The 19,509-nt window shown below is 42.1% G+C and carries 16 protein-coding genes; 1 reads left to right on the top strand and 15 read right to left on the bottom strand.

Features of this window, described 5'->3' with window-relative positions:
- Positions 1-17 precede the first annotated feature (17 nt).
- Complete coding sequence (locus BM099_RS07335) at positions 18-1,286, top strand: capsule biosynthesis protein (RefSeq protein WP_090726285.1); 1,269 nt, start codon at positions 18-20, stop codon at positions 1,284-1,286.
- Here the strand turns inward: BM099_RS07335 and BM099_RS07340 are convergent.
- The 15 genes from BM099_RS07340 to BM099_RS07410 all read right to left on the bottom strand — a co-directional run bounded on the left by BM099_RS07340 (position 1,263) and on the right by BM099_RS07410 (position 19,444).
- A complete protein-coding gene (locus tag BM099_RS07340) occupies positions 1,263-2,831 on the bottom strand; it encodes an LTA synthase family protein (protein ID WP_090726287.1) in 1,569 nt (522 codons plus the stop codon). The genes BM099_RS07335 and BM099_RS07340 overlap by 24 nt on opposite strands.
- Positions 2,832-2,940: 109 nt before the next feature.
- A complete protein-coding gene (locus BM099_RS07345) occupies positions 2,941-3,696 on the bottom strand; it encodes an SDR family NAD(P)-dependent oxidoreductase (protein WP_090726288.1) in 756 nt (251 codons plus the stop codon).
- Positions 3,697-3,778: 82 nt separating this feature from the next.
- Positions 3,779-5,236: a capsular polysaccharide export protein, LipB/KpsS family gene (locus BM099_RS07350; RefSeq protein ID WP_090726290.1), complete on the bottom strand. Its 1,458-nt coding sequence runs from the start codon at positions 5,234-5,236 to the stop codon at positions 3,779-3,781.
- 5 nt (positions 5,237-5,241) lie between these two features.
- A complete protein-coding gene (locus tag BM099_RS07355) occupies positions 5,242-6,372 on the bottom strand; it encodes a capsular polysaccharide export protein, LipB/KpsS family (RefSeq protein WP_090726292.1) in 1,131 nt (376 codons plus the stop codon).
- The gene (gene cysQ, locus BM099_RS07360) at positions 6,362-7,195 is read right to left on the bottom strand and encodes a 3'(2'),5'-bisphosphate nucleotidase CysQ (protein ID WP_090726296.1); all 834 of its coding nucleotides are present in this window, start codon (positions 7,193-7,195) and stop codon (positions 6,362-6,364) included. The genes BM099_RS07355 and cysQ overlap by 11 nt, the downstream gene beginning before the upstream one ends.
- A 208-nt stretch (positions 7,196-7,403) precedes the next feature.
- Complete coding sequence (gene pseI / locus BM099_RS07365; RefSeq protein ID WP_090726298.1) at positions 7,404-8,447, bottom strand: pseudaminic acid synthase; 1,044 nt, start codon at positions 8,445-8,447, stop codon at positions 7,404-7,406.
- Between the two features lie 2 nt (positions 8,448-8,449).
- Entirely contained in the window at positions 8,450-8,950 is a 501-nt protein-coding gene (gene pseH, locus BM099_RS07370; RefSeq protein ID WP_090726300.1) for a UDP-4-amino-4,6-dideoxy-N-acetyl-beta-L-altrosamine N-acetyltransferase, read from the bottom strand.
- A complete protein-coding gene (pseG, locus tag BM099_RS07375) occupies positions 8,947-10,053 on the bottom strand; it encodes a UDP-2,4-diacetamido-2,4,6-trideoxy-beta-L-altropyranose hydrolase (protein WP_090726302.1) in 1,107 nt (368 codons plus the stop codon). The genes pseH and pseG overlap by 4 nt, the downstream gene beginning before the upstream one ends.
- The gene (gene pseF / locus BM099_RS07380) at positions 10,047-10,745 is read right to left on the bottom strand and encodes a pseudaminic acid cytidylyltransferase (RefSeq protein WP_090726304.1); all 699 of its coding nucleotides are present in this window, start codon (positions 10,743-10,745) and stop codon (positions 10,047-10,049) included. The genes pseG and pseF overlap by 7 nt, the downstream gene beginning before the upstream one ends.
- On the bottom strand, positions 10,742-11,899 hold the full coding sequence (pseC, locus tag BM099_RS07385; protein WP_090726306.1) for a UDP-4-amino-4,6-dideoxy-N-acetyl-beta-L-altrosamine transaminase: 1,158 nt from the start codon (positions 11,897-11,899) through the stop codon (positions 10,742-10,744). The genes pseF and pseC overlap by 4 nt, the downstream gene beginning before the upstream one ends.
- 9 nt (positions 11,900-11,908) lie before the next feature.
- Complete coding sequence (gene pseB, locus BM099_RS07390; RefSeq protein WP_090726797.1) at positions 11,909-12,910, bottom strand: UDP-N-acetylglucosamine 4,6-dehydratase (inverting); 1,002 nt, start codon at positions 12,908-12,910, stop codon at positions 11,909-11,911.
- 36 nt (positions 12,911-12,946) lie between these two features.
- Positions 12,947-16,846: a capsular polysaccharide export protein, LipB/KpsS family gene (locus BM099_RS07395; RefSeq protein WP_090726307.1), complete on the bottom strand. Its 3,900-nt coding sequence runs from the start codon at positions 16,844-16,846 to the stop codon at positions 12,947-12,949.
- Positions 16,847-16,887: 41 nt separating this feature from the next.
- On the bottom strand, positions 16,888-17,973 hold the full coding sequence (locus tag BM099_RS07400; RefSeq protein ID WP_090726308.1) for a KpsE/RkpR family capsule polysaccharide export protein: 1,086 nt from the start codon (positions 17,971-17,973) through the stop codon (positions 16,888-16,890).
- Positions 17,974-17,987: 14 nt separating this feature from the next.
- Positions 17,988-18,656, bottom strand: coding sequence for an ABC transporter ATP-binding protein (locus BM099_RS07405; RefSeq protein WP_090726310.1), 669 nt, complete (start codon positions 18,654-18,656; stop codon positions 17,988-17,990).
- Entirely contained in the window at positions 18,653-19,444 is a 792-nt protein-coding gene (locus BM099_RS07410) for an ABC transporter permease (protein ID WP_244889927.1), read from the bottom strand. Before BM099_RS07410 ends, BM099_RS07405 begins: the two co-directional genes overlap by 4 nt.
- Positions 19,445-19,509: the final 65 nt, after the last annotated feature.

Raw genomic sequence — 19,509 nt, forward strand, 5'->3', positions numbered from 1 at the left:
CCAGGCTGAATTCTGCATTGAAACAACGGACCTTCCTCTTTCTTCAAGGCCCGACGAGTCCTTTTTTCTCTCGTCTTGCTGATAAAATCATCTCACAGGATGGCAAGGTCCTGCGGATAAATTTCAATGCCGGAGATTATGTCTACTGGACAAACAAACCTGCCTGGAACTTTCGTGCAGATGCTGCGCAGTTTCCGGAATACCTGGAAGATAAACTCAGCACTCATGCCATTACCGATATCATTATGCTGGGCGATACCCGACCGGTAAACGCACCCGCCATTGCGCTGTCAAAACAATATGGTATCCGTCTGCATATCTTTGAAGAGGGATACTTTCGGCCAAACTGGCTGACAATGGAAGAATATGGCATCAATGGGCACTCGCGTCTGCCAAAAGACCCAGGCTGGTATAGCGAAGTAGGCAAAAACATTCCTGCTTATCAGGATGGCCAAAACGTCAACAATCCAACCTTTATGCTGGCGGCTCATGAGATAGGCTACCATCTGCCCAACCTACTCAATCCCATTTTCTATTCAGGCTATCGTACACACCGTCCGCACATTTCGGGTATTGAGCTGGCAGGCTGGGGATATCGATTTGCCAAGATGCCCTTTTACGAACACAAAGATAAAAAACATATCAACAGGCTGCTTTGCAGCGAGCAGCGCTTCTACATTCTGCCCTTGCAGCTAGACAGCGATAGTCAGATCCAACGCCATTCAGCTTACGGCAATATGGCAGCCGTTATAGAAGAGGTGATGCGCTCATTTGCGCACTTTGCACCGCAAGAGTCGATATTGCTGATAAAAAACCATCCATTGGATACCGGATTTACCGATTTCAGAAAAATCATCTCAGACTTAGAAAAGGAGCTGGGCATTCAGGGAAGGACGATATATCTGGAAAGTGGTCACCTGCCCACGCTGCTGAATCATTGTGAAGGGCTTATCACTGTCAACAGTACCGTCGGTAGCTCTGCATTAATCCACAGTTGCAGAACCCTGACTCTGTCAGATCCTATTTTCAATCTCCCCGGGCTAACGGCACAATGTCCACTGGACCAGTTTTGGCTGGATACAGAAAAACCAGATGGGAAACTGTTCCGGCTATTTCGTAATACCGTGATTCATACGACCCAGATCAATGGTGGATTTTACAGCGCTGCGGGTATAAAAATAGGCATTGATGAAGCCATGAAGCGGCTGAAAATGCCCGTCTGCCCACTGACACAACTATTACAGCAGCATACGCCGGATGCATTACAAAGAAGCCAAACGGCTTAACTGCTGCGTAACTAATGGCACCAGACCTGAAACCTTGATAGCGATGTTCTCTGCAAGTGGTTTCTGCTGATTCTCCGATGTCGTCGTCCAGACAAAGTAATCGGTCAGGCCACTCGGTTCACCTAAGCGGCGATAAACATCAGCCATAATAGGCACATGATCGCCATACCAACACAACACCCCTTCTCGTAAATCAGCTTGCAACTGCTGGCGCAACATCGACGCCATCTGATCAGCATTACTCAGATGTCGCGTATACACCGTCAGATCATCACAGCCCTCAGGTTGCTTTTTATCTTTATAGAATAACTGCTGATCAACAGAATCGGGCTTTTCTAAATGCAGTGGGCCGTGATTCTCCATCGTAATCACGAATATAAACAAGGGCTGTTGGCTTTCCCCAAGCAACTCGCCAACCTTTTCTGCCACCGCGATATCGCCGATATACTGGCCTTGCTTCTGTGAATCAGAAAACGCGTTAATATCAATAAAATGATCAAAACCTAACCGCGGATACAACATATCCCGCATATAAAAACTCGCCTGATACGGATGAATACACACAGTACGGTAGCCCTTCTCTTTTAGCAGATGCGCTAGGGTGTACTGTTCATTTTTCATAAAATAACGATACGGACTAAACTGATGAACACCAAAATGGCTGGCTTCAAGGCCGGTCAAAAAAGCACTTTCAGTTCTGATCGTATTGGCCCCCCATGCCGGCACCGATAAACGGCCGAATTGGGCAGACTCAGAGCAAATATCATCATACTGCGACAGCACATCTGCATTCAGCAGATCGTAGTCCTTACGGGCGTCAAAAAAAGATTCACTCTGCACAACCACCACATTGGCGAGGCGATGCGGCTCTGCTTCACTCTTAAAATTATCTTCCCAGTTAACCGAACGATGTATCGGTTGATGCCTGATGTGCTCGATCCCATAGAGCCACAAAAACGAAACAAGCCCGACCTTCACAAAATCATCTTCAGGCTGTAACGTCATCGGCGTTCGGTTAAGACGGACTCCTATCCACAGCAATGCAGACGCAATAATCATTAACCCTGTAACCATAGTGAGCCAATGGAAAGCGCCAGCTGAATTCAATAAGGAAGGCTCAATAATCATCGCCAACACGATCACAGCGACAAATCCGATAGCCGCCAGAATAGCTTTATAGATACCAAAAAACGGCAGATACAAACGCGGGTGCTTAATAGCATCCGTGAAGTACTCAAAATCATAAATAAGAAACGGCTCGCGCATTGAATGATATTTAGCATTGTTAACCAACACTAATAAAAGCTGAAATGACAACACAATCGATAACGCAAACCAGGGACGCCAGCACAACAACAGCGCTGCACAATAAAGCAGAAGAAAACTACCCAGATGCAAACAAAAGGTATTAAACGGGCGCCGCCAAAAGCAAACGACGGTAGGTTGCAACAGAAACTCCATCGCGAACGTAACGATCAGCCCTGTTAAAATAGGGAAAAGTAATAAAGGCCATAGCAATTCTGCCACCAGGTTCTCAACCGGCATTTACTTACCCACCATTAACTTATAAACCATTAACTTATAAACCATTAACTTATAAACCATGTATTTATCCGCCATGTCCTTATCCAGCATATTCTTAGCCGCCATGCCCTTATCCACCATAGTCTAACCATTTAACAATGCGCTGCGAGATCGCCGCCGGTAAAACCGCCAGCCACCAACAACCGAAATTAAGAGGAAAAGGGAAACTGATACGGGCGCGGTTTTTAGCCACCCCCTGTTTGATGATCCGCGCCGCCTTCTCGGGTGGCCACATAAACGGTTTAGGGCCAGGCATCTCATGGCACATCTGCGATGAGACATAACCCGGCATCACCACCGTCACACCAACGTTATGCGGCGCTAACCACCCCCGAATACCTTCTGCATAGGCTTTAAGTGCGGCCTTACTGGCACTGTAAGTGGGTGTGACCGGCAAGCCATAATAAGCAGCCAGTGAGCTCATTATCACCAGTTGCCCTGAACCTTGATTTTTCATGGCCAGAGCCATGTGATGTACCAGCAGCAAGGTCGATTTAACATTCAAATCCAGTAGCGCATCCATCTGTTGCCATTGCTCGCCCGATTGATCGGCACCGGTATTAATATTCATCCCCGCATTGGCAAATACCAGATCGGGAGCGCCATCAAGCAGCAGTTCATCACACCAGCGGCGTGTCTGTTCAAGATCAGCCAGATCAAAACTTGCCAGCGACACCGTACCACCCAGTGACGTGCACTCATTGCTTAACGCAGAGAGTTGATCGGCTTTACGCCCCTGTAAAATCAAAGAGTGCCCGTCTTTTGCATAAGCGCGCGCCAACGCCCCGCCGATAGAACCCGTTGCACCGGTGATCACAATTCTCATACGGTTCCTATTAATCCTATGCTAATTAATACAGTGCCTATCAATGCCGTTCTTATAAAACAGGTGATTGCGCAAACCCATTTCATAAAATGAGATAAAGATAACGTGTAAGACGCTTACAGCGTGACCACATGCTCACACCCGCGAAGTAAGGTAAGCACTGTTTACGTAACTGAGTCGCTGTTTCAACATCAATAATATTGCCACTTTCCGGATCGATATAAATAGAGTCGACATTTACCTGACCGGGCATCCTCTCATGGATCTCAATTGATAATGGATATAACAAACCACTCCCCAGCCCTTTCAATTGAAGCGAGCCTTGTTGTACCGTTAGCTCTGTTTTATTATCACTGGCGGCCAATACAACTTCATTAACTTTTAAATCGGTAGAAGCGATATTTTTAAGAATATAACCTCGCTCGACCTGGCTGTCTGGCGATGAATCATCTGATAGATTTTGAGCTCGCTTTCTGAATTCAAGCGTTGCGCCAAAACCCAACACGCGTTTCAACATTTTACGCTCAGAAGCGCCTATATTAAGGGCAACCCAATGCCCGCGATACTTTTCCAAATGACGTTTTTGCAGAGCCAACAGCTCAATCGTATCTTCCAACTGACAAGGCTGCCCTGTGTAAGGATTTAGATAGCGGCAATATTGAACATAAACAGCATAAAATACTTGTTCCAATGAACGCGGCTGGCTGCGCCTTTCACAGGTTTGATAGTCTTGTGTTAACCCCCACCCTGCATAATAGGGCATGCCAAAACAATGTACTTTTTTGCCCGCCACGAGTGCCTCAAACCCCATATGACTGGTCACGACATACACATCAGAAACCGCATCAAAAAAAGCCCAGGGATTAACATCCTCAGCAATAAGCGTGCAGTTCATCCGCTGCGCGCACTCTAAAAGATAACCTTTCTTCTTTCCTGCGAGCACATCCGGATGGACTTTAACTAATATCTCTGCATCCGGATGATTATCAACGGCCGTTTCCAGCATTTTTACAAAGGTTTCAGGTGAGCCCTGGCCAAGCTGAACAGAAATATCGCCGTAGGTTTGATCCACCACCAATACAGCAGCACCCGTCTGCAGGCGCGACACGGGATAATCTGGTGCGGCATTATATTTACTCAAACGATGCTGACCTAATCGCTGAATAGCCTGTCGTGATTGCTCTAAGGCAATAGCATCGAGTTGAGATGAAGCCAGGATTAATTCTTCTAAAGCTGAAGGCCGCGAAGCGTCATAATAAATCCCGACAGAGTCGGCAATAAAGCTGTGTTCAAGATGCCCATGTACGCCCAATCCCAGCGAACGTAAAAAACCATCTTCAAGCGCGATATAGGGCAAATCATGTTTTTTAGCAAACTGCCGGGCAGCCGCCGCCGAAGGCTTCATCCCCCAACCTGCGATCGCATCACACTTAACACGCTTACGCATTGCTGGCGGCAAATAGACCAGCTCAGCATCGAGAACTTTATCAAGATGTAAGATACTGGCAATACCGATAGAAAAAGCGCCCACACGTTTCATTCAGGCTAGCCTTGTTTCATACGCAAAGCTCGTTTAAAAAAACGACCTGACTGAGTTAACCAACTGGGGCCGACGGGCTGATCAATATTACTGGCGATCCACTCAAGCGCCTCCTCACAGCTGATCGGCTTTCTTGTCAGTGGGTCGATATAAACAGGATAAAGTAGCAGCGTGCCAGCAACTAAGGCCTCAATACTCAGTTGCCGTGTGCGCCGTTCACACAATAAGCGGTCCTTGGTTACCCCCCAGCCCGCATAAAAAGGTAGCCCATAGGTGACGACATCAACCCCTCGTAATAGCGCTTCAAAACCAGCCAAGGATGTCATGGTATGCAACTCATCTATCTGATCGAATAAATTAGCAATGGAAGAGTCGATCACTTCAAGATCATATAAAGGTTGCGACGTATACAAGCTAGAATCATCCCGACCACCCGCGACAATATCAGGATGAGGTTTATAAATAATAAAAGCGTCTGGATTACTCTGCCGCACAGCCGCTAACAAAGCCGCATTAGTTTGAATATCAGGAGAACCTTTTAAGATAGAGGCATCTGTCTCAATTTGCCCGGGTACCAGTAGGATGCGTTTATCTGTTGGCAGATCTAAAACAGAAGTATTGCCAACGTTATATTTTGAAATCTTTCCGGCAATTAACATCTGCATGACAGTTTCAGCCCTTTCAATGTAGGCTGAGTCAAATTCATGCGTATTCAATATCGTTTCTAAATCAGAGGGTTTAGACGCATCATAATAAATACCTGTAGCATCAAGAACCAAAGATATCGGACGAACCAAATCGACACCCAAACCAACCGAACGCACGAACCCATCCTCCATTTGCCACAATGGCAAATTAAGCTCTGCACAAAAACTTTCAAGCTCAGGAGTAAGACGACTGGACCAGACAATGACGTTTTCTGAAGACAAGCGTTTTCTAGCGGCGAACAATCGTTTGGCAGACAAAAATTTTATCTGAGCATCAGCACCTAAAAAATCCGGAATGAACTTCTTCTTCCAGGAGGAAAAGCCAATAGCGATCCAGTTATCACACTTATTCCCCAAGTCACGCTGACTTCCCAAACCGGACTTGTTTTTCAAAGCACGTTTATTTTCCAAACCAGATTTATTTTCCAAAAGAGTCTTTACCCTTCATTGAATCAAGAATCTCATCACGCCAGTGATGACTCAGCGCAGCACAAGCTACAAAATCAGGGTTGATCAATGTTTCCGGGCGGGTATTGTAGGTAAGTGCTTTTAAAGATGGCAACGCTAAAACTTCTCCTCCGGCAGCGACTAAAACAGCCTGTCCTGCAGCAATATCCCACTCACTGGTTGGCGAAAAGCGAGGATAAAGATCAGCAGCGCCTTCTGCAATTAAACATAACTTGAGCGAGCTACCCACGGGCATGATCTCGGCTTCGGGCAGACATTGCATAAACTGCGCAAAGCGTTCTGTCTGATGTGAGCGGCTACCGACAACACGCCAGCCCTTTTCTGTTACTGGCAGCGTAGCAACCTGAATAGAAACAGGCAGTGCAGAGCCAGTTTGCTTCATAGCACCTTCGCCCACTTCGCCCCAATATATCACATCGGTTACGGGCGCATACACCACACCAAAAACAGGAGCGCCATCACGAATCAATGCGATGTTGACCGTAAACTCACCATTTTTTTTGATGAACTCTTTCGTACCATCTAACGGATCAACCAGCCAGTACTCACTCCAATTCAAGCGTTGTGATTGAACGGCATAATCTGATTCTTCAGATAATACGGGAATATCAGGCGTCAATGAGCCAAGTCCATCAACAATAATATGATGGGCGGCCAAGTCGGCTTCGGTTATTGGGCTAGCATCCGATTTTGCATAAACAGCAAAATCCTTCTTATATATTGCCATTACTGCCTTGCCTGCTTGACGCGTCAATAGCAAAACTTCATCAATAATATGCTGCATAGATAGCCCATTAAAGAATTAAAAATACCTACCTGAACGATACAAAAAAAATATCTCACTCTGAATAAGTGAAGAAAACATACCTTGTTTTCAACGCCATTTGGAACCGTGACAGGCCAGTGTTAAAACTATTAATTTTAATTAATCAGGGAAATTCATTTTTGTATTTAAAAACCAAGAATTTATTTCCCCTAAATCAATGTGGCAATTATCGAAAATCACCTATTTTAACAGGAGTCGCGAATGTAATATCTGCTGTCGCTACCTTCCCAATTACGTTACATAGCTCTTTAGGCGGCAGCCCGAAGCCAGGACGTACACTTTTCACATGCTCAGGTGTGATGGTCTCACCTTTTTTGATATCTTTTACAAAATACAAAGAGCGTCTAAATTGAGCATTACCCACTTCACTCGATTTACGTCCATAGTTCACTTCACCCAACGCCTGCCATGCCGTTTTTGCACCTTTGCACAACTCTTCTAAACCATCGGCTTCAAGCGAAAAGCTATCGTCAGCCCCACCACCCTTGCGGTCTAACGTTACATGCTTTTCGATAATGGATGCGCCCAATACCACTGAGGCAATCGCCGTTGTGTTATCAAGCGTGTGGTCTGAAAGGCCTGTTACTAAACCAAAACGTTCCTGCATATCTATAATGGTTTTAAGATTGTAGTCTTTAGCGGGTGCGGGATAACCGCTCACACAATGCAATATAGCCAGTTCCTTACAACCACCATCCCGCGCGGCCTGTATCGCATCAGCGATCTCTTCAGCATCCGCCATACCGGTTGAGATAATCATGGGTTTGCCCGTAGCCGCCACATATTTAATCAGCGGCAAATCGATCGCTTCAAACGATGCAATCTTGTAGGCAGGCGCACCTAACTCTTCAAGCAGATCGACAGCGGTAAAATCAAAAGGCGAACTAAATATGGTAATACCTACTTCACGCGCGTACTCAAACAGCGGTTTGTGCCACTCCCATGGCATATAGGCACTTTCATACAGTTCATACAATGATTGGCCATCCCATAAACCACCCTTGATCATAAAGTCGGGATTGTTACTCTTCAGGGTTATGGTGTCAGGGCGATATGTTTGCAACTTAACCGCATCAGCACCGCGCTCTTTGGCCATTTTGATGATTTTATAGGCGTTTTCTATATCGCCATTATGGTTCGCGGACATTTCAGCAATGACATAAGGCGCATGGCCAAGGCCTATTTTCCTATTTGCAATTTCAAAAACCATTTCTAACCCTTTTTCCAATGCTGCTTCGTTAAGCCGTAGCAGTAGACATCATAATAATCATTGAGCAAAAAATGATGACGTTTTAATAAGCCTTCTTGCTCAAAACCTAATTTCTCATGAACATGCCGTGAGGCCAGATTATAGGACAGCACTTTACCAATGACCTTATTAGCATTGAGTTCGACAAATGCTTTCTGCAGTGCCAGTTTGAGTAATAATGTGCCACTACCCGCTGGAGAATCAGGTGCACGGTAAAAACCCCACTCTATGTTCGGATTTTCTGGGTCACCGCTTAGATCAAACTGAATGAAGCCACAAATGTCTTTTCCCGTATCTAAAACGTACAGTTTTTTGGCCGGATTATCCTGACACGATATAAACCAACGTTTATGATTTTCTAACGTAATGTTGTCTAGTGAAAACATCCATTTTTTAACATCGCTATGATTTCGCCACGACAACACTAATTCTAAGTCTTTTTCGGATAATGACCGCAGTTTCATGACAAGGCCTTTTCTATCTGACTGATAACGCGCGCCACACCAGATCCATCCGAAATCAGGGCGGCGTTACGACTTAAAGAGATCAGTTTCTCGGGCGTTAGCAATGCCATCAGCGCTTTTATACTAAACGATTCATCCGGCGGATTGGCTAAAATAACCGCTTTACTCTTCACTAACTGTTCAGCGATAAATAACTGGTTACTGGCTAAAACAAACATGAGGGTAGGTACACCTAAAGTACAACGCTCCCAGGTAGAAGCACCAGCAGCGCCCAACGCCACATCACAGTTAGTCAACAAATGTGCCATATTCGAGACATTCGCTAATACTTGTATATTCAAACGTGATTGTGCAACACAACGACTAATATCATCATGCCAGGGTGAAGAAGCGCCCAATACGACGGTGATAGCGAAGTGTTGACTCCCCTCCACATCAGACAACTGCTGGATAATCTCGCGCGTAAAATTATTTTTATCCACGCCGCCCATGCTGATTAAAATATTTTTAAGGGTGGGAGTTTGTCTGCGTAATAAACTGGTTGGGCGCATCGCAGCAAATTCAGGACGAAGTAACCCATAGTCTGTCCCCAACAGTAGCAGCGTTTCTGCAGGCACCTTATTAAGGTATGACTCGGGCTGTCGCATAAAGGACTGATCAAGCAACATATCGCAATCATGTTGTCGGTCAGCGAGGTCATCAATTACTAAGCTCTTTGCACAGAGCGTTTTAACTTTTTTTTCCCACTCCTGATCTAGCGCATAGTGATCAACCACCAGTAAATCAACTTTGTCTGCTTGCTTAACCGCTAACCAGTCTTCAATCACTTGCATAGATTGACGGGCATCGTCAGACTGTGAAACGCCCAACCAGGCAGCATGCGCCAGGCGCCCAACATTAGCGATACCGGTGGCGCTTCCACCTAAACCAGCCACTTCAAAGCCTTGTGACATGATATCGCTTATCAAATTACCGGGGTGATTACGGCATAAAAAAAGAATTTCATAATTTTGTGACTGCAAGGCTTTTGCTACTGTGATACAGCGCATCACGTGACCCGTACCTATCTCGAATGATGCATCCGCACGAAACACAGCTAGCATTTATTCTCAGCCTTTAACACTTTATGCATGAATTCAGCACGTATCCAGTCATCCGGAGTATCAATATCCTGGACCAAGTAATGAGGCAACACATAAGGCGTCGCATGTTCTGAAAAGAGAGGCACATTACTCAAGAAGGCCGATGCTTTACCCCAATAAAACTGACCTGCATCATGATAAGCAGGCTCAAGATCCTGTGACCGCATGGTAAACTTATCGGGCTCAAACATAGCCAAACGGTTTTGAGGCGTGATAGAAACAGCCCGCTGAATTGGAAAAACGTATTCGGTCACACTAAAGCAATACTCAGACCCTGCTGAACACAGTAATTCATAGGCATCCGCCAAACGTTTGCCCGTCACAAACGGTGCTGTTGCATACACACAACACACATCAGTGACACGGATACCTTGTTCTTCGCACCAGTTGATCGCGTGACAGATAACCGGAATGGTCCCGGCATGATCATTTGATAAATCCGCTGGGCGAATAAAAGGAACATCGGCACCGTATTGCCGTGCTACATCGGCTATTTCATGATCATCCGTCGATACCATTACTTTATCAAAGCAGCCCGATTGAAGCGCCGCTTCAATCGAGTAAGCAATAATGGGTTTACCATCAAAGTGCTTTATATTTTTACGGGGTATTCGTTTACTTCCTCCGCGCGCCGGGATGATACACACTTTCATTGCAGCACCAGCCTCAATGCCTCGACGACTTCATCCTGTTGCTCAAATGTCATATCAAAGTAAATCGGAATACTAATCGCTTCATCATAATAGGCTTCAGATAAAGGAAAATCGCCCGATGTAAAGCCAAGCTCTGCGTAATAAGGCTGCCGATGAACAGGAATATAATGCAAATTAACACCAATACCTTTATCTCTTAACGCTGAAAAAACACCTTCATGAGTTTTCCCCAACGCCGTAAAATCGATTTGTATCGGATAAAGGTGCAGCGCGGAATAACTATCAGGTGACTGATAAGGTACGGTTAACGGCAGCGACGCTAACAGCTCGTGATAGCGTTTGGCTAATACTTGGCGTTTAGCTACAAATTCATCCAAGCGGGTCATTTGACTCACACCGAGCGCTGCCTGCATTTCGGTCATGCGATAATTAAAACCGAGACAAATTTGCTCGTAATACCAACCACTGGCCGCCGCCTGTTTCATGAGCTCAGGATTACGGGTAATACCGTGCGACCGGTACAAATCCATTTTGCTGGCCAACTCTGCAGAGTTAGTGGTTGCTACGCCCCCTTCAGCCGTGGTAATAATTTTAACGGGATGAAAACTAAAAACGGTGATATCTGAGTACTGGCAGCCACCCACAGGCTGACCAAGATACTTAGCACCAATGGCATGTGACGCATCTTCAATGATAAAGAAGCCATATTCTACGCTAAGCGCATGAATACGCTGCATGTCACAACACTGGCCCGCTAAATGTACAGGAATAACAACTTTGGGAAGAGTGCCGTCTTTTTTAGCGTTGACTAATTTTGCTTCGAGCTTTACAGGACATAAATTATAGGTAGCAGTGTCGATATCTACAAAATCTACCTGCGCGCCGCAATAGAGCCCACAGTTAGCTGAAGCAACAAAAGTGATAGGAGATGTCCACAAGACATCGCCTTTACCTAACCCCAGTGCCAAACAGGCAATATGCAATGCAGACGTTGCACTATTGACTGCCAACGCGTGTTCAACCTGGCAATAGTCCATTAAGCTTTTTTCAAACAACGGAACCTTCGGCCCTTGTGTTAGAAAATCTGACTGAAGTACTTCAACAACAGCATCAATGTCTGCTTGCGATATATTCTGTTTACCATACGGAATCATTTTTTATACTCACACCGGATCTTGTTCAACAGTCATTTCAAGTAATTCGCTATGTGTTAACCAGTGCGTATTATTACCAGAGTGATACTCAAAGCCTTGAGGCACATCTTTACCTTTTTCGCCCAACCTATTCGTTGTGAAATCCGACTGATGTGCAAATTGGATCGTCGGACAAATCACGTAGTGATCATCAAACTCTAATGTTAAATGGCTATCATCTGCCGGGCACATGATTTCATGTAATTTTTCACCGGGACGAATCCCAACTATTTTCTGAGCAACACCGGGTGCAACAGCACTGGCTAATTCAGTCATATACATGGAAGGAATCTTAGGCACAAAGATTTCGCCACCGTGCATACGTTCAAAGTTTTTCAGGACGAAATTAACACCTTCGCGCAAGGTAATCATGAAGCGGGTCATATCTGCGTGCGTAATCGGTAATTCAGTTGCGCCGTCGGCTAGCAGCTTATTGAAAAAGGGAATAACAGAACCACGCGAACCGACAACATTACCGTAACGCACAACAGAAAAACGTGTGTCTCTTGTGCCAACCTGGTTATTTGCAGCAACAAATAATTTATCGCTTGCCAACTTTGTTGCGCCGTAAAGGTTAATAGGGTTGGCTGCTTTATCCGTCGAGAGCGCAATAACTTTTTTGACGTTGTTAGCGATAGCCGCTTTAATTACGTTCTCTGCACCATGGATGTTAGTCTTGATGCACTCCATAGGATTGTATTCAGCCGCAGGCACTTGCTTCATAGCCGCCGCGTGAATAACGTAATCTACGCCTTCCATCGCCTCGCGTAAGCGCGATTCGTCACGTACATCACCGATAAAGTAACGCATACACGGGTCATTCAGTTTCTGTTGCATATCAAATTGTTTGAGCTCGTCACGTGAAAAAATAATAATCTTTTTTGGTTTATATTTTTCAAGAATAATCTGCGTGTACTTTTTACCGAATGAGCCTGTGCCGCCAGTAATTAAAATTGTTTGATCATTAAACACTTTTTTCTCCATTAAAAAATAATTCTATTAAAATATTTATCGATGACATTCGAATTTTTCTACTATACGAGACGCAATCAATTCCATTTTAGGATCACCATTGACAAGAAAATCAGAAACCTTATCCTCCTGCCATTTAGGTATTCCTATTTTGTCGTTAGTTAATTGCCTTAAAGAGTATTGATTAAGGATTGATATTTCGTCTGTGCCCAAATAAGAAAGCATAAAGGCAGCTTTTTTACGTATTTCCTGATCTGGCAACGGATAATTTGTTGACAATATAAATTCTTTATACTCTGATCTACTTTTTGGGTATATCAAATTGATAGGATAGTCATACTGCCCAAAATAAGAAGTCATTATGACAGGGATACCTTGCGCAGTAAGTTCCAATGCACTTGATCCATTATATAAAATTGCAAGATCCAAATAAGGGGCTAGTGCATGCCCATTAATATCTTTATGCCCTAATAGCAGAACATTTTTCTCTGGTCTGCAATCGATAAGGTCATGAAAACTTTCAACCAGATCAAGGGCAATTTCGGGGCGTAATTCATGGGGGTGCGGCTTGACCAATAGTAAAATATTATCTTGTCCGTTACATATATCAACGGTATGGCTAATCCAATCAGCCATATTACTGTGTGCAGGCCCACCATCAAAAGGAACACAGAGATCTACAGGCACTTTACCAAAAGCACAAACAATTTTAACTCCCCTAGCCTTTTGATCCTTTAAGTATTCAACCAAAGCCAACTCTTTCTCGTTTGAAGAATGACCAACTCTATTTACCTGTATTAAGTCATCAGCTTTTTTTACAAAATCTGCATTATCAAGGTTTTTATCATACCAGGCATCAAATTGATCTTTTCTAGGAAGAAATGGTGCGCGTGTTAGTGGATACAACGTCATATCAGTTACGCACATGGTGTTTGCAAATTTACTGCCCACGTTTGAAAAATATGATTCATATGCAACATTGCAATTAATAAAACCAAGTAGTGGATGATTTTTTGATCTTGAAAAATCTCTGAATACTGAATAAGGAGTTACATGGCTATTGCCTGTAACAAATGTCACAGGCATTTTTTTAGAAATCACAATTTCAGAGAAAATATTCTTACAAACACTAAGACATGTATCAGCACGAAGGATACTATTATTGAATTTCTGAAAAACATCCTTTACTGTAATATCAACATGGTATCGACGAGTAGATGCAGACAACCCCTCATAGAAACCTTGATAATAATTAACCTCATCCACTATAAGCCTTTTATTTTGCCAGTCGACTTCCCATTGATTAGATAGATCTAAAATAGTCCCTTTATCAGTAAGGTTTAGTGGAATCACACCATGGAATTTATCGATAAACTCTAGGCCAGTTCCACTATACTCAGTCATGCCTTGCATTAAATTAACTACTGCATAACCTTTTTTCTTAAGCTCAACCAAGCTTGGTATCATCATAGCTAAAGTATTAAAGCATGATTGTGATGCCAAAAAAACAATACCTTTTGGCATCTTAGGTTGATCAATGGAATTTAGAATTTTGCTACTCGACAGACAAAAATCTAACTTATCCAACTCTAGCTTTAGACTATTTTTTCTTGCTAAAGTGATTGATTTATTATTTAGTCTTATATATTCATCTTTAGAAGCCCTCAGGAGGCCTTCTTCTCTAAGTACTCTCGCATGAAGGCCTGCTATTTTATCAGAACTTCTAATTTCAGGATCTAGACCCAGCAGTAGATCATAATATAACTTTTTATTGAGTGATTCCTTATAGTAAGATAATAAAGTAAATGTCATCATCTCAGACTCATCATCACTTTTGATCCAAGAAAGAATTAAATCTGCAGTTTTGAATCTTTTCTTCTTTATCATAGCATTACAAATTATCAACCAATCCTTTAGCCTACTCTTAAAACCATATAACTCTTTAGATTTATCAGTTGTTTCATCAATACTGATTTTTTCAAAAAACTTACTAACCTCCTTTTCAGCTTCTATAACTTCATCTTGAACTAAGTAATATAATATTTTATTGAACGATGTATCTAAAACATCGGGAAAACGGTTATTCATGCCCTCTAAAAACTTATTAGCAAAAGACAATCTAAGCTGTGTCCGCTCGGGCATATTTCGCTCAGCGCGTGACGGTTTACTTACCATAATTTGAGTAAACGACTTATACAGCCCAACACTAGGCTTCAATAGCGAAACTTTTTTTGCTATATCAGCAATTGACTGATGTACTTCGAAAGGTTCAATATAATCATTTGAAGGTAAGCTTTTTAGTAAATTATTAATTTGCTGATATTGCAAGTTCATGGCGCAGCATGCTACGTAATTATTCAATAACGGAACTATGTTTTTTTCAGTTGCATTAGTAGCTATTATAAAAGAGCTTATACAAGGTATGGGATTTATAACCCTTCCATTTGAGTTCCTTAAAGTTAAGGATAAGCTATAGAAAAATGAATTAAGGAGAGTTGTTTTTTCAGAAATATTTTTTATATTACTTTCAACAAACTTCAAACAATAATTTGTATATTCAATCAGTGCATCATAATTTGCTGTTTTCCCCAACAAAAAACTAATCTGTGGATAATCAACTAATTTAAAATCTATACTAATCAAATCCATTATATCAGACGTTATGGCCTCTGCCGGAAAGTTGGTATTACCAATATAGTGCATTACCTTCAATGGTGTTGATAATACATCTAGAAACTCGATACAAGGACTGAACAACTTATTATTAGTTACTTCCAATATGTTTGTATGCTTCAATACTTCAAAAATAAAATAACTTGCAGTCTCCTCAAATGTACTTTCTTCATCACTCAAAACATGCATATATTTTGGGTATAACAAATACGCACCGGCAAACATCTCTTCTAGAGACAATTGACGATTTCTTCTTTTGATAATCACCTTATCATCTGTGAGCCCCCAATTTGAATAAAAAGGTGCACCTAGAGTTGTCACTTTTTTACCTTTAAACAGTGACTCTAAACCAGCTAAAGATGTAATCGTATAAACATGATCCACTTTATTTATGAGTTCTCTCAGAGTCGTTTTTTCAGGAACGACAACACAGATCTTACTCAATTTGTCGACGTTAGATAAAGATTTCCTATTATTAGCAATGTAGTCAGGATGGGGCTTAAAGTAGATATCAGCTTCGGGAAAATCTTCTCGTGCCTTTTTTACAAGATCTGTATTAAGACGAATTGAAGTTTTTCCATGTTTAATTGAGGCATCCCCTTCTACCTGCCCTATTACCAAAATTGAATACTTATTTGTACGCGAAAACGTATCATTTATATTTTCTGAGTCCACATTATAGTATTTGGTCAGCTCTGCGGCCCGCATTAGAGATAGGCCATGACGTGCTCTTTTCATCAGAGTTTGGTCTGATCTAAAATCATATGTAAGGAGTATATTTTCAAGGTCTGAAGGCTGATTAGCATCGAAATATATCCCTTTTTTATCAATGCATATAGAAGCAGGCTTTGTATGAAGCAATCCTGCGCCTAAAGAACGTAAAAAACCATCTTCAACGGACAGGACCTTGATATTATTTTTTACGAACACGTTCTGTTTATATAACCAAATACGTAGTCCAACGGGTAACTTTCTTGCACCCCACTTAACAAATACCACTTCTTCATCTTTATCGAGCTTTAACAAGAACTCATTAACAACTCTTTCCCAAGAAGCATTACCTAATACATATGCAACTTTATAACCGTCAAAATATTTATGAAAAATATCTCTTTTCCAAGGATTAAAACCTATAAATATAGCAACGGGTTTTTTATCTTCGTTTATCCACTCGTCCCCTTTCAGCTCGACCGGAAAAGTATGCTTTTTCTCAACATTTAAATTTTTAAATATTTTTTTCAATTCTGTAAATTTAAAATTCATTATTTCGCCTTAAAAAACTCACAAACCTATTGATCGATACTTTAATCACGATGATCTTTTATTATTAACATTATCATTTGGACAATGAGTGATAAGAATATTGCAATCAGACCAAAAGTCACCGAGTTATAGATGCGCCTTGGTTCTACTGGATATTCTGGAAATGTAGGGCTTTGCAATACAGAGATCTGCTTTAACTTTCGTGCTGCTTCAATTCTTGTATTCTCTAACGCTGCCAAGGCGCCTGAGTAACTTTCTTTTGCAAACTGCATCTTCAGCTCTAATGATTGATAATCTGCCGATTTAACATTAAGTGCATCGCCCGATTGCTGCGCCATTCTAGCTCTTTCTATTGCAATTTGAGTTTTTATAGCTGCAATTTGGCTATCCATTTTAACTACATCAGGCGATTTACGGCTCTGATAACTCACTAGCGCAGTTCGGTTTGATTGCAGGTTTGATAATTGCCCCTCAAGCCCAGCAACCACAGCACTCAGACTTTCAACTGTGTCGGTCGGTGATATCAAACCATACTTATTTTGATAGTCCAGCAATGCTTGTCTTGCCTTCTCGAAATTTTCGCTTAAAGCCACCACTTGAGCCTCAAGAAAATTAACTTGCTCTGCTGCCAGGCGTTGTCCCATAGCGTTCATATGGCGCTCGCCTTCGCTGAGCAAAAAGTTAGCAATGCCATTCGCTACCATAGGGGTAAAAGCGTTCACTTTTATACGCAGAACATTTGCGTATTCATCTAGCTCAACACTAATTTGCTTCAAATAATATTGGTGCAATTCTTCTAAAGATACATTTTGATCAGCCAGTCTTGATAAAAAATCTATTTTTTTATTAGAAAAATGCTCCCTGAAATCATTGTTTACTTGCACTTTTTTTAACATGTCTACTGATAATAAATAATCACGCAACAACAGCATGTCACCATGACCACCACTTCCGGACAAAATATTACGTACATTCAGCGTTGGTGCACTTATCTGTGGGCTCTCTAAAACAATATTTGTTTGCGAAATATAGCGGTCACTCGCAAACAACATCCAATAACAAGTAACTACAAAAACTGTAATCGTGCAGATAAGCCATACTGGATTTTTTGACATTAACTTTTTCATATACGCCTTAGCTTCTATTTTGTTTTCGATGTACTGCTGTGATAAGCATGGATCGCATCATGAATATCATCAAACCAATAAGTTTTACCTTCATGCAGCCAAAGGCCTGATTGGCATAACTGCTTTAGAATACCTTCTGAGTGAGATACCATGATAAGGCTAGCTTTACCCACTTTATCCTCAAAGGCTTTTTTAGCTTTTTCCTTAAATGCTTTATCACCCACAGCCGTTGCTTCATCCGATAAATACACATCAAAATCAAAAGCGAGTGATAGCCCAAATGCTAAACGACTTCGCATGCCGCTTGAATAAGTTTTGATAGGCTCATCAAAGGCTTTGCCTATTTCCGCGAACTCTTCCACATATTGGGTAATACGAGGAATATCCTTTCCTGCCCCATGGATTCTTGAAACAAATTTGACGTTTTGCCGGCCAGTCATTGATGGCTGAAAACCACCCTTCAAGCCTATAGGCCATGACATAGAACAATTACGTTTTATAGTCCCTTTATCAGGCTCATCCATGCCTCCTAATAACTGTAGCAGTGTCGATTTACCTGCACCATTTCGTCCAACTAAACCTACACTAACACCATGAGGAATATGGAAATTCACATTTTTCAATACCCAGTCACTTCCGTGGTGGTTATGGTAACGCTTATACACATTCTTGACTTCTATCATTGAGCTTTCAACTTCTGGGCGTACCGTAAATGTAATAAAAGCCCTAAACTCATCGATCCTAGAATCCATAAACACAAATAAGCTATGCTAACGCCATGTATTGACTGATAAAGTGGAAAAAAACTTGTTCTTAACAGCTCGATTCCATGCACAATAGGATTCCAAAGCATATAACTTTGTGCTTTATACGATAAAAAATTCAGAGGTAAAATAACTCCTGATACTAACATCAAGGGCATTGATATCATTCGGACAATTCGTCCAACTTCTGGCACCAATGCGGATACAGCAGATAAAACAAGCCCTATGCCTAAACCAAGACACCATAACAAAACCCAATAAAAAATCGCCTTAAGAGCATCTCTAGGTAATAAATCAAGATCTACAAGTAAACCAGTAAAGATAAATAATGAAAAAATAAATGTTTTCAAAATACCTTCGAGATAACATCGAACTAAGACCGGATCTATCGGCTTTACTTGCCTATATGCAAACAGCCCTTTATTAGCATCTATTGCGCCAATAGATCGCATCATATTTTCGCGAAACAAGAAAAACCCAAATAAACCAACAATCATCCAAGGCACAAACTCTGCGCCGAAAATTGTTTTGGTTTTATTGAGTAATACAGTCCTTATTGAAATCATAATAATGATGTAACCAACGGGTTCTGCGATCATCCAAAACCATGCAAAACGGTCAGCTGTAGTACGCGCCAATGCTTCTCGCATGAATAATGCGTACCAAACACTTGTCGTGACTTGCCAAGGAGAGCGGTTTGATAACACTGTAAACGCCCCCTTTATATTAGTTGCGAAATAAACATATGCTAAAAGTCCATGTCATTAACAAA

Origin of the sequence: Neptunomonas qingdaonensis, from assembly GCF_900113275.1 — a bacterium.
Taxonomy (GTDB): domain Bacteria; phylum Pseudomonadota; class Gammaproteobacteria; order Pseudomonadales; family Balneatricaceae; genus Neptunomonas; species Neptunomonas qingdaonensis.